Source organism: Streptomyces sp. NPDC002032, from assembly GCF_042890765.1.
GTDB lineage: Bacteria > Actinomycetota > Actinomycetes > Streptomycetales > Streptomycetaceae > Streptomyces.
In genome coordinates, this window is record NZ_JBIASM010000004.1 from 332,762 (window position 1) to 346,466 (window position 13,705).

General features: G+C 75.2%; 15 protein-coding genes. 11 read left to right on the forward strand and 4 right to left on the reverse strand.

The window, feature by feature from the left end:
* Nucleotides 1–8: 8 nt before the first annotated feature.
* A complete protein-coding gene (locus tag ACFYYT_RS13110; protein WP_385319730.1) occupies nucleotides 9–1,040 on the reverse strand; it encodes a medium chain dehydrogenase/reductase family protein in 1,032 nt (343 codons plus the stop codon).
* A gap of 131 nt (nucleotides 1,041–1,171) precedes the next feature.
* On the opposite strand from ACFYYT_RS13110, the gene ACFYYT_RS13115 reads away from it, so the two are divergent.
* A complete protein-coding gene (locus ACFYYT_RS13115; protein WP_351828739.1) occupies nucleotides 1,172–1,861 on the forward strand; it encodes a TetR/AcrR family transcriptional regulator in 690 nt (229 codons plus the stop codon).
* Between the two features lie 112 nt (nucleotides 1,862–1,973).
* The gene (locus ACFYYT_RS13120; RefSeq protein ID WP_351828737.1) at nucleotides 1,974–2,279 is read left to right on the forward strand and encodes a hypothetical protein; all 306 of its coding nucleotides are present in this window, start codon (nucleotides 1,974–1,976) and stop codon (nucleotides 2,277–2,279) included.
* A 68-nt stretch (nucleotides 2,280–2,347) separates the two neighbouring features.
* Here the strand turns inward: ACFYYT_RS13120 and ACFYYT_RS13125 are convergent, their stop codons facing one another.
* Nucleotides 2,348–2,554, reverse strand: coding sequence for a three-helix bundle dimerization domain-containing protein (locus tag ACFYYT_RS13125; protein WP_351828735.1), 207 nt, complete (start codon nucleotides 2,552–2,554; stop codon nucleotides 2,348–2,350).
* 551 nt (nucleotides 2,555–3,105) lie between these two features.
* Here ACFYYT_RS13125 and ACFYYT_RS13130 point away from each other — a divergent pair.
* Nucleotides 3,106–3,828, forward strand: a complete 723-nt coding sequence (locus ACFYYT_RS13130; protein ID WP_351828733.1) for a helix-turn-helix domain-containing protein — start codon at nucleotides 3,106–3,108, stop codon at nucleotides 3,826–3,828.
* Here ACFYYT_RS13130 and ACFYYT_RS13135 read toward each other — a convergent pair.
* Together ACFYYT_RS13135 and ACFYYT_RS13140 are read right to left on the reverse strand one after the other, a co-directional pair.
* A complete protein-coding gene (locus ACFYYT_RS13135; RefSeq protein WP_388607789.1) occupies nucleotides 3,809–4,762 on the reverse strand; it encodes a methyltransferase domain-containing protein in 954 nt (317 codons plus the stop codon). The genes ACFYYT_RS13130 and ACFYYT_RS13135 overlap by 20 nt on opposite strands.
* 92 nt (nucleotides 4,763–4,854) lie before the next feature.
* Nucleotides 4,855–6,132, reverse strand: coding sequence for an aminotransferase class III-fold pyridoxal phosphate-dependent enzyme (locus ACFYYT_RS13140; protein ID WP_351828729.1), 1,278 nt, complete (start codon nucleotides 6,130–6,132; stop codon nucleotides 4,855–4,857).
* 219 nt (nucleotides 6,133–6,351) lie between these two features.
* On the opposite strand from ACFYYT_RS13140, the gene ACFYYT_RS13145 reads away from it, so the two are divergent.
* The 8 genes from ACFYYT_RS13145 to ACFYYT_RS13180 all read left to right on the forward strand — a co-directional run bounded on the left by ACFYYT_RS13145 (nucleotide 6,352) and on the right by ACFYYT_RS13180 (nucleotide 13,608).
* Complete coding sequence (locus ACFYYT_RS13145) at nucleotides 6,352–7,407, forward strand: hypothetical protein (RefSeq protein WP_351828726.1); 1,056 nt, start codon at nucleotides 6,352–6,354, stop codon at nucleotides 7,405–7,407.
* On the forward strand, nucleotides 7,404–7,976 hold the full coding sequence (locus tag ACFYYT_RS13150) for a hypothetical protein (protein WP_351828724.1): 573 nt from the start codon (nucleotides 7,404–7,406) through the stop codon (nucleotides 7,974–7,976). Before ACFYYT_RS13145 ends, ACFYYT_RS13150 begins: the two co-directional genes overlap by 4 nt.
* Nucleotides 7,966–9,087 (forward strand): ABC transporter ATP-binding protein, encoded by a 1,122-nt coding sequence (locus tag ACFYYT_RS13155; RefSeq protein WP_388607793.1) that lies wholly within the window; start codon nucleotides 7,966–7,968, stop codon nucleotides 9,085–9,087. Before ACFYYT_RS13150 ends, ACFYYT_RS13155 begins: the two co-directional genes overlap by 11 nt.
* Nucleotides 9,080–9,862 carry an ABC transporter permease gene (locus ACFYYT_RS13160; RefSeq protein ID WP_362862661.1) on the forward strand — a complete coding sequence of 261 codons (783 nt, stop codon included), beginning with the start codon at nucleotides 9,080–9,082 and terminating at the stop codon, nucleotides 9,860–9,862. The genes ACFYYT_RS13155 and ACFYYT_RS13160 overlap by 8 nt, the downstream gene beginning before the upstream one ends.
* Before the next feature lie 82 nt (nucleotides 9,863–9,944).
* Nucleotides 9,945–10,601: an HAD family hydrolase gene (locus ACFYYT_RS13165; protein WP_351828306.1), complete on the forward strand. Its 657-nt coding sequence runs from the start codon at nucleotides 9,945–9,947 to the stop codon at nucleotides 10,599–10,601.
* Nucleotides 10,602–10,894: 293 nt separating this feature from the next.
* Entirely contained in the window at nucleotides 10,895–12,064 is a 1,170-nt protein-coding gene (locus ACFYYT_RS13170; protein ID WP_351828309.1) for an acyl-CoA dehydrogenase family protein, read from the forward strand.
* 87 nt (nucleotides 12,065–12,151) lie between these two features.
* Nucleotides 12,152–12,595, forward strand: coding sequence for an SRPBCC family protein (locus ACFYYT_RS13175; RefSeq protein WP_351828312.1), 444 nt, complete (start codon nucleotides 12,152–12,154; stop codon nucleotides 12,593–12,595).
* Nucleotides 12,592–13,608, forward strand: a complete 1,017-nt coding sequence (locus ACFYYT_RS13180) for an NAD-dependent epimerase/dehydratase family protein (RefSeq protein ID WP_351828315.1) — start codon at nucleotides 12,592–12,594, stop codon at nucleotides 13,606–13,608. The genes ACFYYT_RS13175 and ACFYYT_RS13180 overlap by 4 nt, the downstream gene beginning before the upstream one ends.
* Nucleotides 13,609–13,705 lie beyond the last annotated feature (97 nt).

Consider the following 13,705-nt stretch of genomic DNA (forward strand, 5'->3'; position numbering starts at 1 on the left):
CGGCCCGGTCAGGGGACGAGGACGACCTTGCCGGCGACCGTGCCCGACTCGGCCAGCCGCATCGCCTCGGCGGCCCGCGCCAGCGGGATCTCGGCCGCGACCCTGGCATGGATCTCGCCGCGCTGGAGGGCGGTGAACACCGAGGTGAGGTCGGCGCGCAGGCGGGCCCGGAAGCGGTCCCGGGCGTAGGCGCGCCCCGCCCAGACGTTGAAGAAGTACGCGCTCCGCCCGTTGGGCAGCGCGTTCCACAGCCACACCCGGCCCAGGAGCCGCAGCACCGGCCACGTGCCCGAGCCCTCGTCGTCGCGGGTGGCGGCGCTGCCGTACGAGACGAGGGTGCCGCCGGGGGCCAGCAGCCGCCAGGAGCCGACGATGCCCTCCCCGCCGACGTGGTCGAAGACGGCGTGGACGCCGCCGGGCGCGATCTCCCGTACCCGGGCGGCCACGTCACCGTCGCGGTAGTCGACCGGGCTCACCCCCAGGGCGCGCAGCGCGTCGTGGTGGCGGGGGGAGGAGGTGCCGATGACGCGGGCCCCGGCGGCGAGCGCCAGCTGGACCAGGATGGAGCCGACCCCGCCGTTGGCGCCGTGGACCAGGACGGTCTGCCCGGCGCGCACCCGGGCCTTGCGGTGGAGCATCTGCCAGGCGGTGATCCCGTTGACGACCGCCGTCTCCGCGGCCACCGCGCCCACGCCGTCGGGGACCTCCACGACATCGGCGGCGTCGAGGAGGACGTGGCTCGCCCAGCCCCCGGTCTTGGTCATGGCCGCCACCCGCCGTCCGAGCAGACCGGGGCGGACGCCCTCGCCGGTGTCCCGCACGGTGCCGACCAGGTCGTAGCCGGGGACGAAGGGGAACGCCGGCTGGTCGTAGTACCGGCCGCGCCGCATCTGCTGCTCGGCGAAGGACACCCCCGTGGCCTCCATCTCGACCACGACCTGACCGGCGGCCGCCACCGGCACCGGCCCGCGGTGGAGCTCCAGGCCCTCCGGCTCGACCTTGCCGGGCAGAACGATCTCGACGCGCTCGACGGTGTCCATCAGGACCTCCATGGGTTTCTGGCTCTCGTGTTTGTTAGAAGGTATAACCAGCATGGGCGGCGGTGGTGTCCGTGTCAAGGGGGTGAGGTGTTCTTAGTGAGTGCCTTTGCCGTTGGTGATAGCCTCTCACCATGCCTATGACGGACAGTACGACGACCCCCCGCGAGCGGTACCGGCAGCAGGTGCGCGCGGAGGTCAAGGAGAAGGCCTGGCAGCAGATCGCCGGATCCGGCGCGTCCGCCCTCTCGCTCAACGCGATCGCCAAGCAGATGGGCCTGAGCGGGCCGGCCCTCTACCGCTACTTCGCCAACCGGGACGAGCTGATCACCGAGCTCATCCGGGACGCCTACCGCAGCCTCGCGGACGCCTTCGCCGGCGTCGAGGACGCGGGCCCCGGCCCCGCGCGGCTCCTCGGCCTGGCGCGGGTGCTGCGCGACTGGGCCCTGGCGGACCCGCACCGCTACTTCCTCGTCTACGGCACCCCGGTGCCCGGCTACGAGGCTCCGGGGGACACCACCGCGATCACCTCGGAGATGATGTCCACCCTGCTCGACGCCTGCACCGCCGCCACGGCCGCCGCGTCCGGCGTGCCCGCAGCGCCCGGTGAGCACGCGGTGGCGTTCGAGGCCCACCTGGCGGGCCACCGCGACTGGGCGGCCGGCCACCCGGACGCCTCCCCGGAGGCGCTCCATCTGGCCCTCTCCTTCTGGACCCGGCTGCACGGCGCGCTCTCCCTGGAGCTGGCGGGCCACTTCACCGGCATGGGCCTGGACCCCGCCCTCCTCTACGCGGCCGAGGTGGCCTCCCTGACCGGCGGGTGAGGTGAGCGGCCGGTGCGAGCCGGGGCGCCGGTCCCCGAGGTTTCCGGCGTGCCCGGCCGGGCACGCGCCAGGCGAACGGGAAACGGATGACCGGGAAGGAAAGGGACACGCCATGGACGACCAAGGCGGCGCGGGCGGCGTACCCCTGCACGGCTACGAACACGGCCACGGACACGGCGGCCAACCCGGCCGCGAACAGGGCCGTCGCCGGGACGACGAAGAGACGCGGCGCCGGGAGCGCCGCGCGCGGGCCGGGGACAAGGCCGGACCCGAGGGCGCGGACCGCGAGGCGGGAGTGGCGGGAGACCGGGGGACGACCCGGGCCGCCGACACCGATGAGGCGAGCCGCCTCGACCGCCCGGCGACACCGGACGTTCCGGGCGCCCCGCCGGCCCGCTGGAAGGGCCCGCACGACTGACGGAGGGTCCGTCACGATGCCGTCCGCCCCGCGGCGGCCGGCCGTGCCATGCCCCGGCCGGCGGATCCTCAGTCGCCCTCGTGGAGCGCGAGCAGGTCCCGGGCCCGGCGTTCCATCAGGACCGGCAGATAGGTGCGCACCCGGGCGTACTTGAGCTCCTCGTACGCGGTCAGCGTCGCCTGCCGGACCAGCACCTCGTCGAGGGCGGGGTGGGCCCGCATCAGCCGGTCCGTCACATGGTGGACGATGGGAGGGACTTGCGGCTCCGCCGTCATGCACCACACCCTTCGCCACGGTGGGCCGCCCATCGTATCCCGCGCTCCGCAACCCCCTCGACACCCACGCGTCGCCTCGCGGTCAAGTCGCCCGAAGATGGCCGATTCGCCGTGATCCGGTCGCATCGGACCCCCATTTCGCCCGATAGGGGAATGCGGATCCCCCGCACTCAGGCATCGGAATCGGTTTCCGGAGTTCAAACCCCCGGTTGTCGTCGCGTCCGCAATGGCTTGATGTCTGCGGCGCGCGGGAATCGCCAATCGACCACGCTGATAGAGTTTTCTTCCGTTCGCCGGTATCGGCGGGGCCGGTGGCCGGCGGGGGTTCAGCGAGAGTGGTGAGGCATGCGTCCGAACAGCTCCGTGCTGCTCCGCAGAGCTTCGCGTCCCGCGTGCCGGTGAACGCTCCGACGGATTCCCGTCTTCTGGCGTCACCAGCGCGTCTTACCACGTCAGAGGCTTGCTTCCGCTGACGTTCCACCCTGCTCCCGTCTCCCCGAACTCGCTCGACGGAGGTGCCGTTGTCCGTGTCGAAAAGCTCCTCTCGTTCCATGCTCTCCCGTGGCCTCAGTATTCTGCGATGTTTCCGTCCGGGAGAACAGGAGCTTCAGCTGTCCGAATTGGCGCGCCGGGCGGACATGCCCAAAGCAACAGCCCACCGCATCGTCGTGGAACTCGTGAAAGAAGGCATGCTGGAACGCGGCGAGAACGGTCTGCGGCTCGGCGTCGCCCTTTTCGTTCTCGGTACGAGGGTGCCGCGCCAGCTCGAACTGCGCGATCTGGCCCTGCCCTACGCGGAACAGCTGCGCCACCTCACCCGGGGGAGCGCGTTCGTCTTCATCACCGACGCGGGCGGCTCCGAGGCCGCCCTGGTGGACGCGGTGCGCCGCGGGCACGGCGGGGGAGACGCGCACGGCGCCGAGGACGAGGTGCGGGCCTCCGCCCTCGCCGCGACCCGGCTCTTCCACGCCTACGGCGCGCGGGCGGCCCTCCCGCCGGCCCGGCGCGAGCCCGTACCCGCCGAGGACCCGGCCCGGGTGCAGGCGCAGGGGTTCGTCGTCGTCCGCAGCAGGACCGGTGCCGTGAGCATCGCCGCCCCGGTGCTGAACGCGTCGAGCACGGCCGTGGGGGCGCTGGCCGTCGCGGGCCCCGACGGCCGCGTCCAGCCGGTCAAGGCCGCCTGGTACCTCCAGGCGGCGTGCGCCGCCGTCTCCCGCTCCCTGCGGCGGACCCCGGAGCTCGCGGGCTGCCACCTCAGGCCCGCCGTGCCGTGAACAGGGTGGGCAGCAGACGGCCCGCCAGGTATTCGTCGCGGGCCGTCGTGAGGGTGCTCCGGATCAGCTCCGCCGAGGCGTCGCCGTAGATCCCGGCGACACTGCCCCGGAAGATCCGGAGCACCTTCAGCCGCTCGGCGAGCAGCGCGGCGGCCCACTCGGTCAGACCGCGCCGCCGCACACCGGTGAAGCCCGCCCGTGCCAGCTGGTCCAGGCGCTCGCGGACCGGCGTGGTGAAGAAGACGTCGGGCGGGTGAACCGCGCGGAACGGCGCCGAGGGGCCCTCCGCGCCGGGCGTCAGGCTCACCTCCTCCGTCAGGACGAACAGCCCGCCCGGCCGCAGCAGCCGCGCGGCCTCCCGGACCACCGCCGCCGGATCGGGGAAGTGCGGCATCGACCCCGTCACCACCACCAGGTCCAGCGACGCGTCGCGCAGCGGGACGGCGGTGGCGGACGCGCAGATCTCCGCCACGGCGGTACGCCCCTGCGCCCGGCTGATGCGCCGGCTCACCGCGCAGTGCTCGGCGACGAGGTCGATCCCGTACGCGCCCCGGACGCCGATCCCGCGCGCGGCCAGCCGGTCGACCGTGTACCGCAGCGCGCCGCCGAAGCCGCTGCCCAGCTCGCACAGCACGAGCGGACCTCCGCGGACGGCGCCCGGCGCGGCAGCGCCTCCGGCGACGCGGCCGCCGGGACCCCCGGCGACGCCCCAGGCGACCGCCTCGGCGACCGCGTCGGCGACGAGATCACAGCCGTGCGGCCCGAAGTGGCCCATCTGGTCGAGGCCGAGCAGCCCCTCGGGGCCCTCCCCGCCGGTGAACGCCACGATGGAGCGCTCGGTGCGCTCCCAGTCGTGCAGCGCGGGGAACAGCTCGCGGTGGTAGCGGTACTGGCGGCCGCGTTGGCCGGAGGGGCCGTGCGGCGCCGGGCTCACCACGGCCTCGGCCCCGGACGCTGGTCGGTGTGCGGCACGTCGATGCTCCTCGGTGGATGCGGCGGGGACCGGGCGGCGGCCCGGGAGCCCGCTCAGGACACGGCGGGGGCTGCGGTCGCGGTCCGGAACTCCTCGGGCACCGCCGCGCAGGCCCCGTCCAGGACGGCCAGCGCCTCCTCGGCCTCCTCGTCGGTGGCGACCAGCGGCGGCAGCAGCCGCAGCACCTCCGGCCGCCCCAGACAGGGGGAGACCACCAGGCCGCGCCGCCCCAGCTCCAGCAGTACGTCACCCGCCGCGGCCGCGCCGGAGAACTCCACCCCCCACATCAGCCCCCGGCCGCGCACCCCGCAGATCAGCCCGCGGTGGCGCCGGGCCAGCCGGTCCAGCCCCGAGCCGAGCAGCGCGGCCAGCCGCTCGCCCCGCGCGGCCAGCTCCTCCACCGCCACGAGGGCGGCCACCCCCGCGGCGGCCCCCAGCGGGTGCCCGGAGAAGGTCGTCGTGTGCACGAACGGGTCGGCGGTGAGCGGCGCGTACAGCTCCTCCGTGGCCAGGACGGCCGACAGCGGCTGCACGCCCCCGCCGAGCGCCTTGCCGAGCAGCACCGCGTCGGGCCGCAGTCCGGCGTCCGTACTGACCAGCCGGGGCCCGCAGCGCCGCAGGCCCGTCTGGATCTCGTCGGCGATCAGGAAGGCGCCGTGTTCGCGCGCGGCCCGCGCCAGCGCCCGCAGGAACGCGGGCTCCAACGGCCGTACGCCGCCCTCGCCCTGGACGGGTTCGACGATGACGGCGGCCACCTCCTCGCCCGCGAACGCGGCGGGGACCGCCGCGACGTCCGGTGCCAGGTGGTCCACGCCGCCCAGCAGCGGGCCGAGCGAAGCCCGGTAGCGCGAGCTCCAGGTCGCCGCCAGGGCGCCGAGGGACTTGCCGTGGTAGCCGCCCTCCACCGCCAGCACCCGGGTGCGGCCGGTCGCGAGGCGGGCCAGCTTCAGCGCCGCCTCGACGGCGTCGCAGCCGTTCAGCCCCAGCCACACCCTGGTCAGCCGTTCCGGGTCCGCGTAGGCCGCCAGGGCCTCGCCGAGCGCGGCGGTCGTCCCGTTGCCCAGGACGCGGGTGGACACCGGCAGCGCGTCCAGCTGGCGGCGGACCGCGGCCACGACGCCGGGGTGGCGCTGCCCGAGCAGGGTCACGGCGTAGCTGCCGAAGTCGAGGGCGGTGCGGCCGTCGGAGAGCCGCACCCGGGCGCCCTCGCCGGTCATCTCGATGGCGCCGGAACCGTTCATGCCGTAGACGAGGGCCAGTGGGGGAGAGAAGCGTCTGCGCAGCGCGTCGAGGGTGTCCCGGGCCGGGTCCTGCCGGGTGGTCGCGCTCATCGGGACCGTCCTCTCCACGTCCGCCGCTCGGCGACAAGGGGGCACCACCGTTCGGTCAACGGTTGTACCGGGCCGCGCGCTCCGGGGAGAAGCCGTGTTCCGGCTGGCGGAACGTCCGTTGATCCGCGGCGGCGCTCCTTGGGAGGCTCTGTCCGGGCGGAGCACGGGTCCGATCCCGCCGCGCCGTCGCCGACCCCTTCCGGAGGTGCACCGACCGCCATGGAGACCACGTCAGCCAGTACCGCCGCCAGCAGCGCCGCGTTTCCCGGGACCGTCGTCCTGGAGCAGCGCCTGGACGCCTTCCTGAAACAGCGAGGACTCCACCGGGACGCGGTGCGCAAGGAGGCGGACCAGGGCGTGGGCCGGCCGGTGCTCGCCGTCGCCTCCGGTTCCGTGCTCGCCGGATTCGGCAACCACCGCAGCGACCTCGACCTGATGGTGCTCGTGGAGAACGACCGGCTCACCCGCTTCCCCATCCAGTCGCACGAGCACGGCACCCTGATCGACGTCAACATTCGCCGGGCCGCCTCCGTACGCGAGACCACGGCCGCCCTGACGGCCGAACCCTGGCCGCGCTTCGCCACCGTCACCGAGGACGCCTGGAACCACCGCCGCCGGGCCCTGAACACCGCGAACCGGCTCGCCCTGGGCCTGCCCCTGCTGGCCTCGCCCCCCTGGGACGCCTGGCACGCCGGCCTGCGCCGCCCCTGGCACGCCGAGGCGGTCACCCAGTGGTGGACGGTGGAGGCGCACCGGCTCGCCCAGGCGGCGCGCTGGCTGCTCGACGCCCGGCCCATGGCAGCGGCCGTCCGCGCCCGCGAGGCCGTCGTCGCCGCGCTCAACGCCCGGGCCGCCGCGGCCGGGGAGTCGTACTTCACGGCGAAATGGGTGGGGGAGAAGCTCAAGGTCCTGGGCGACGCCGAGGGCCTGGCCGTGCTCCACGAGGCGCTCCGCGCCCCGCTCGTCCCCCGCGAACAGGTGCCGCGCCGGCTCGCCGACGTGGAGCGGCTGGCCGGGGACCCCGCCGGTCTGCACGCGGTGCTGCGCTGGTCCACCGGGGTGGGCACCACCGTGCTGGAGGACCGTACGGTCGTGGACCGCTGGCAGCTGCGGGCCGTTGAGAGCGCTCGCAGGGACCTGCCGCCCGGGGACTCCGACACCGTCGTCTGGTCCGGTCCGCTCGGCGCGCCGCCCCCGGCCGACCTCCTGCCCCTGTTCGTCCACGACATGGTGTGGCTCGGCGTGGCGCACCCCGACCCGGAGGCGGCCGCATGACGCATCCCGTCCCGCACCCGGCCGACGGCACGGCCCCCGCCGCCGGGGTGACGACCGCCGCACCCCCGGCCGACCTGCGGCGCCTCCTCGCCTTCCGTGCCCACGGGGCGGCCCGGCTGCTCCTCGGCTGCCGGGCCCGGCTGGAGGACATCGAGGGGGCGGTCGCCGCGGACCAGCCCGAGGTCGCCGTGCTCATGGCCTACGACCTGGTGCAGTTCTCCCTGTCCGTACGGGGCCTGCGCACCGAGGGCGAACTGAGCTACGGGCGCGACGAGGCGGCCTTCGACCCCTTCGCCGGCGTCCCCGCCGCAGAAGTCGAGGCCGCCCTGCTGCTCGCCGCGGAGGGCGCCGGGGCCACCGGGGCGCGCGGGGAGGACTGGCTGGAGCGGCTGCGCGCCCACCTGCGGGAGACCGAGCAACTCCTCGGCTACGGCGAACCGCTGCCGGACGTCCGCTCCGCGAGCGGCCTGATGAAGGGCTTCAAGCTGGCCCGCACCTGGCAGCCGCACCTGGAGCGGGTGGGCCTGCCCGGCCTGCTGCCGAGCGCCTGGACGCGCCGTGCCGACTGACCGGGACGGGCGGGCCGGCGGCTCCGCCCCGGCGCTGCGGCTGCGCGCCGTCACCAAGCGGTACGGCGCCGCCACGGCCCTCGACGGCGTCGCGTTCGACATCGCCGAGGGCGAGATCACCGGACTGCTCGGCCACAACGGGGCCGGGAAGACGACCCTGATGTCCCTGGTCGCCGGGCTCCTGCGGCCCGACGGGGGCGCCATCGAGGTCCTCGGCGTCCCGCTGGAGCGCGACCCGCGCCGGGCCCGGCGCCTGCTCGGCCTGGCCCCCCAGGAACTGGGCGTCTACCCGCCGCTGACCGTCCGGCAGAACCTCCGGTTCTTCGCCGAACTGGCCGGGCTGCGCGGCACCGCCCTGCGCCGGCGCACCGAGGAGGTCGCCGAACCGCTGGGTCTGACCGGCCTGCTGGAGCGCCGCGTGGCCCACCTGTCCGGAGGGGAGCAGCGCCGCGTGCACACCGCGATGGCCCTGCTGCACCGGCCGCGGCTGCTCCTGCTGGACGAACCCACCGCGGGCGTGGACGTGGAGACCCGGGCCCGGCTCATCGACTTCGTCCGGCAACTGGCCGCCGAGGGGACGGCCGTCTGCTACTCCACGCACTACCTCGCCGAGGTCGAGGCCCTCGACGCGAGCGTGGCCGTACTGGACCACGGGCGGCTGCTCGCCCGGGGCACCCTCGCGGAACTCGTCGACCGGCACGGGGAGAGCGCCGTGGAGCTGACCTTCGGCGACGGGCCGCCGCCCGGGCCGCTGCACTGGCCCACGACCTGGGAGGCCGGGGTGCTGCGCGTCCACGTGGAGCAGCCGCACCTGGCCGTCCCCGAGGTGCTCGCGGCCCTGGGCGCGGCCGTGTCCGGCCTGGTCAACCTGCGGGTGGTGCGGCCCGGGCTGGAGAGCGCCTTCCTGCGCCTGACCGGCCGGCCGGCCGCGGACGCGCCGGGCTCCGACGCGGCGGCCCCGGACGGGCCGGCCCCGGACGGGCCGGCCCCCGACGGGCCGGAGCACGGCGCGCCGGATCACGGGGGGCCGGACCGGGATGCCGCGGAGGCCGGGTCCGGGCCCGGCCGCGTCGGCGCGACGACGGCGCCGCGGGGGGGCCGCGATGGGTGACGGGGCGGTCGGCCGGATCGCCGCCCTGGCCCGCCACGACGCCCGGCTGCTGGCGCGCGACCCCGCCCCGCTGATCGTGCGTACCGTCATGCCGCTGCTCCTGATGGGCTTCATGCAGCCGCTCTTCCGGGCGGCGCTGCGGGCCGGAGACCTCCCGGACGCGACCGGCGCCGAACAGGCGGTGCCCGGGATGGCGGTCATGTTCCTGTTCTTCCTGGTCACCGTCGTCGGGTTCGGGATGTTCCGGGAGCACGGCTGGCACACCTGGGACCGGCTCCGGGCCGGCCCGGCGCGGCCGTTCGAGCTCGTGGCGGGACGGATCGTGGTGCCGCTGGCCGTCGCCCTCGTCCAGCTGGCCGTGGTCTTCGCGGCGGGCGGGCTGCTGTTCGGGCTGCGGGTGCGCGGCTCGTACCTCGGGCTGCTCGTCGTGGGCGCGCCCCTCGCGCTGTGCGTGGTCATGGTGGGCATGGCGCTGGTCGCACTGTGCCGGACCATCTCGCAGCTGTCCGTCTTCGCCAACCTCGTCGCGCTGGTCCTGGCCGGGCTGGGCGGGGCCCTGACCCCGCTGTCCGCCCTTCCCGGCTGGGCGCGTCCGCTCGCTCCCGGGGTGCCCAGCTACTGGGCGATGCGCGGATTCACCACCGTCATCGTCGACGGCGGCGGCGCGGGCGCCGTGCTCCTGCCCGCCGCCGTGCTGTGCGCCTTCGCGGCCGGTCTGACCGTCGTGACCCTGGTGTTCTTCCGCAGCAACCACCGCAAGGTGTCGTGGTCCTGACCGGACCGGACCGGACCGGTCCGGACCTGGCCGCCGCAGAACCGCCGTACCGCAGAACCGCCGTACCGCAGAGAGGAGAACCGTGCCGGCCGTCGTCGTCTTCGACTGCTTCGACACCCTCGTCACCTCCCGCCGTCCCTTCCCGGGCCCCGAGGAGATCACCGCCCGGCTGGCCGAGGCGCTGACCCTGGACGAACGCTCCGCGGCCGGGGTCGTCCGGACCGTGCTCGGCGCCGTCTTGGCGGCGATGGAGGACCCGGGCGCCCTCCAGCCCCCCACCCTCGCCCTGCTGGACGCGGCCCTGCGCGACCGGGACGCCCCGCGGGGCCCGGCCGAGCTGGAGCGGGCGCTGTGGCACGCCCTCGGCGCCGTGGACGAGGACCGGTACGCGCTCTGCGAGCCGGTGGCGGAGGCCATGGGCCGGATCGCCGCGGCCGGGCACACCGTACGGCTGCTCTCCAACTGCTTCCTGCCGGGCCCCCTGATGCGCCGGCTCCTGGAGCGTCTGAAGGTGCCCGAGGTGTGGGACCGGGCCCTGTTCACGGCCGACGGCGGCCCGAAGAAACCCGACGCCCGGGCCTTCGGCCTGATCGCCGAAGGAGCCTTCGAGCGCCGGGTGATGGTCGGCGACAGCCCGCAGACCGACCTCGAACCGGCCGCCGCGCTCGGCTGGGACACCGTACGGGTCGATCCCGAGCGGCCCCAACTGTCAGCCCTCGCACCACTGTTCAGCCCGTGAGGGGCGCGCCGACGCGGCCGGGCCGGTCCGGCCGGGGCATCCGATCCGGTGTTCCGCACAGAGGAACGCACGCCGCATTCCACCGACCGGTCTGCCTACAGTTGTCCAGGGCCGTCCGACAGGTGATCGATCATACTGATCACCCCGGTTCCTCCCGCTCTCCCCGCGTTGCCTCCCCGTCCCCCCCACCGCCGCCGTGCGTGCGTAAGGAGCCGCTCCGTGCAGTCATCCCTGCCGACCTGCCGGGTACCGGCGCACGTCGAGGATCCCGCGCGGGACCGGAAGGCGGACGCGTGAGCCCGGCCGACGGCCCCGGGCCGGCCGGGGACGCCGGGGAGGGGCCCGCGCACCGGGCCCTGCTGGACGCCGGGTGGGGCACGGCGTGGCGGCCCGCGCCCGCCCGCCCGGGAGCCACCGGCGCCGACCGCATACGCGACCTCGCCGCGAGTGGATACGCGGCGCTGCCCGTCCCGGCCGAGTTCGGCGGTGGGGGCGCGAGCCTCGTGGAAGTCGCCGCCGCCCAGCGGGCGTTGGGCGCGGCCGATCCCTCGGCCGCGGTGGCCCTGAACATGCACGCCTTCACGGTGGGGCTCATGGCCGACTACTGGCGCCGGCACCGGGACACGAGCTGGATGCTGCTGGAGGGGATCGCCCGGTCCGGCGCGCTCGTCGCCTCGGCGTTCGCCGAACCGGGCGGCAGCCCCAACTTCATGAGCAGTCGCTCGGAGGCCGTCCCGCACGGCAAGGGCTACCGCGTCTCGGGCGTGAAGTACCCCTGCTCGCTCGCCACGACGGCCACCCTGGTGTGCCTGACGGCCCGCGTCACCGGAACCGACGAGATCATCCTCGCCCTGTGCCCCCGCTCCTCCCCGGGCCTGACGGCCGAGGGGGAGTGGCCCTCGCTCGGGATGACGCAGTCCGACACCGCCCGGCTGGTCCTGCGCGACGTCGAACTCGATGACCGGCTCGTCTTCCACCGGGGCCCCGCCGACGTCATCGACGAGAACGTGATCTCCGGCATGGTCTGGTTCGCGGTCCTGCTGACCGCCACCTACCACGGGGTCCTCAGCGGGCTGCTGGACGCCGCCTACGAAGGGGTCCTGCGCTCCCGTGCCTTCGGGGCCCGCACGGCCCTGCTCGGCCGCGCCACCCGCGAACTGCTGCTGCTCGGCGGCGCCTGCCGCCAGCTCGGCACGGACTTCGAGACGGGCGCGATCGGCGGCCGGGCGGCGCTCGCCGCGGCGGTGGGACTGCGCGCCTCCCTCAGCGACACCCGCGACCGGATGCTCTCGGCCGTCACCCCGGTCATCGGCAGCCGCCTCTACGGACGCGACCAGCCCGCCGCCGCACTCCTCGTCGACTCCCTCGCCGTGCACCACCATCCGCCGTCCCTGCTGACCTGCGACGAGGCCGTCGGCGCCTACGGCACGGGCCGGGAGATGAGCTTCGACCCGGCCGGCTGAGCGCCCGCCGAGCAGCCCGCGCGCCGGCCGAGCGGCCCGCGCAGCCCGAGCAGTGCCCCCTCCCGCCCCGCCCAAGGAGACACAGCCATGCCGCACGTCGAAGTGAACCTGCCGATCGAAGCGCCCGCGGCCGCCGCCTGGCGGGCCGTCATCCGGCTGGAGGACTACGCCGGATTCATGGAGAACGTCGAATCGGTGACCGTGCTCGGACAGAGCGGGGACGGCACCCGCACCAGCGCCTGGTCGGTCCTGCTCAAGGGATCCGTCCTGGAATGGGTGGAGGAGGACGAACTCGACGAGGAGCAGCGGGTCATGTCGTTCCACCAGGTCTCCGGCGACCTGGACGAGTTCACCGGTTTCTGGCGCGTGGAGGACGCCGGGGACGGCACCTCGGTCGTCACCTTCTCCGTCGACTTCGAGATCGGCATACCCCTGCTCGCCGACATGCTCAACCCCGTCGCCACCAAGGCGCTCCGGGAGAACTCCGAGCACATGCTCCGCGCCATCGAGCGCCGGATCACGGTCTCGTGACACCGCCCGCGCGCATCCTGGTCACCGGCGCCACCGGCGCCGTGGGCAGCGCCGTCGTCCGTGCCCTGGACGCGGCGGGCCACGAGACGCACGGCGTGAGCCGCCGAGGCGGCGCCGGACCGCGCCAGCACGCCTGGAGCATCGGCCGGCAGGACCCGCCCGCCACCCTGCGCGGCCCCTGGCACGCCGTGGTGCACTGTGCGGGGGACACCCGCTGGAGCCTCCCCGCCCCCCGGGCCGAAGCGGCCAACGTCGGCCCCCTCAGGGCCCTGCTGGCGGCCACCGGCCCCACCACCCACTTCGTCCACCTGTCGTCCTCGTACGCCACGGGCCTGCGCGGCGACACCGTCTCCGAAGCGCCCGAGGACTACCGCAACTCCTACGAATGGTCCAAGGCCGCGGCCGAACGCCTGGTGCACGCCCTGCGCGACAGCGCCGACATCGTCCGCTTCCCCATCGTGATGGGCGCCCGCGCCGACGGCTTCCTGGACCGCTACAGCGGCTTCTTCTGGCTGCCGTCCTCGATGTGCAGCGGCGCCGTGCCCGCCCTGGTCGCCGAGGAGAAGGGGGTGATGGACATGGTCAGCACCGACGACGTCGCCGCACACGTCGTACGCCTCCTCGCGGACGGGCCGCCGGCCGGCCGCCGGCTCACCGTCCTGGGGCGCGGCGACCGGGCGCAGCGCGTCGACGAGACCTTCGACACCGTCCGCGACGCCCTCAACTCCTGGCGCGCCGAACACGGCGTGCCCGCCCTGGAGCCGCTCCCGTACGTGGCGCCCGAGCAGTGGAACCGCTTCTACCGGCCGTTCGCCGAGGAGCACCTGGACCGCGGCCAGCTGACCCGGATCACCGCCCTGCGCGCCTACCAGGACTACCTCTCCGTCACCGAACCCTTCGAGGTCACCGACCGGGTCCCGGACACGGCGCTGCTCCTGCACCGTTCGATCCGGCGCTGGGCCGAGACCCACGAGGCCTCGGCCCGCCGCGTCCCCCGCCCCTGGGGCACCTGAGGCGGCCCGCGCACCGCGCGAGCCGTACCGCACCACCCGCAGCACCCGTACCACCCGCACCGCCCGTACGTCCTGCCCCGCCCGGGGGGACACCGGC

Bases quoted from the DNA above. Each gene is read 5' to 3' on its own strand.
- ACFYYT_RS13145 (WP_351828726.1), top strand. From the start codon at position 6,352: ATGGAGACCACGTCAGCCAGTACCGCCGCCAGCAGCGCCGCGTTTCCC.
- ACFYYT_RS13125 (WP_351828735.1), bottom strand. From the start codon at position 2,554: ATGACGGCGGAGCCGCAAGTCCCTCCCATCGTCCACCATGTGACGGAC.
- ACFYYT_RS13110 (WP_385319730.1), bottom strand. From the start codon at position 1,040: ATGGACACCGTCGAGCGCGTCGAGATCGTTCTGCCCGGCAAGGTCGAG.
- ACFYYT_RS13130 (WP_351828733.1), top strand. From the start codon at position 3,106: ATGCTCTCCCGTGGCCTCAGTATTCTGCGATGTTTCCGTCCGGGAGAA.
- ACFYYT_RS13175 (WP_351828312.1), top strand. From the start codon at position 12,152: ATGCCGCACGTCGAAGTGAACCTGCCGATCGAAGCGCCCGCGGCCGCC.
- ACFYYT_RS13140 (WP_351828729.1), bottom strand. From the start codon at position 6,132: ATGAGCGCGACCACCCGGCAGGACCCGGCCCGGGACACCCTCGACGCG.
- ACFYYT_RS13160 (WP_362862661.1), top strand. From the start codon at position 9,080: ATGGGTGACGGGGCGGTCGGCCGGATCGCCGCCCTGGCCCGCCACGAC.
- ACFYYT_RS13115 (WP_351828739.1), top strand. From the start codon at position 1,172: ATGCCTATGACGGACAGTACGACGACCCCCCGCGAGCGGTACCGGCAG.
- ACFYYT_RS13120 (WP_351828737.1), top strand. From the start codon at position 1,974: ATGGACGACCAAGGCGGCGCGGGCGGCGTACCCCTGCACGGCTACGAA.
- ACFYYT_RS13150 (WP_351828724.1), top strand. From the start codon at position 7,404: ATGACGCATCCCGTCCCGCACCCGGCCGACGGCACGGCCCCCGCCGCC.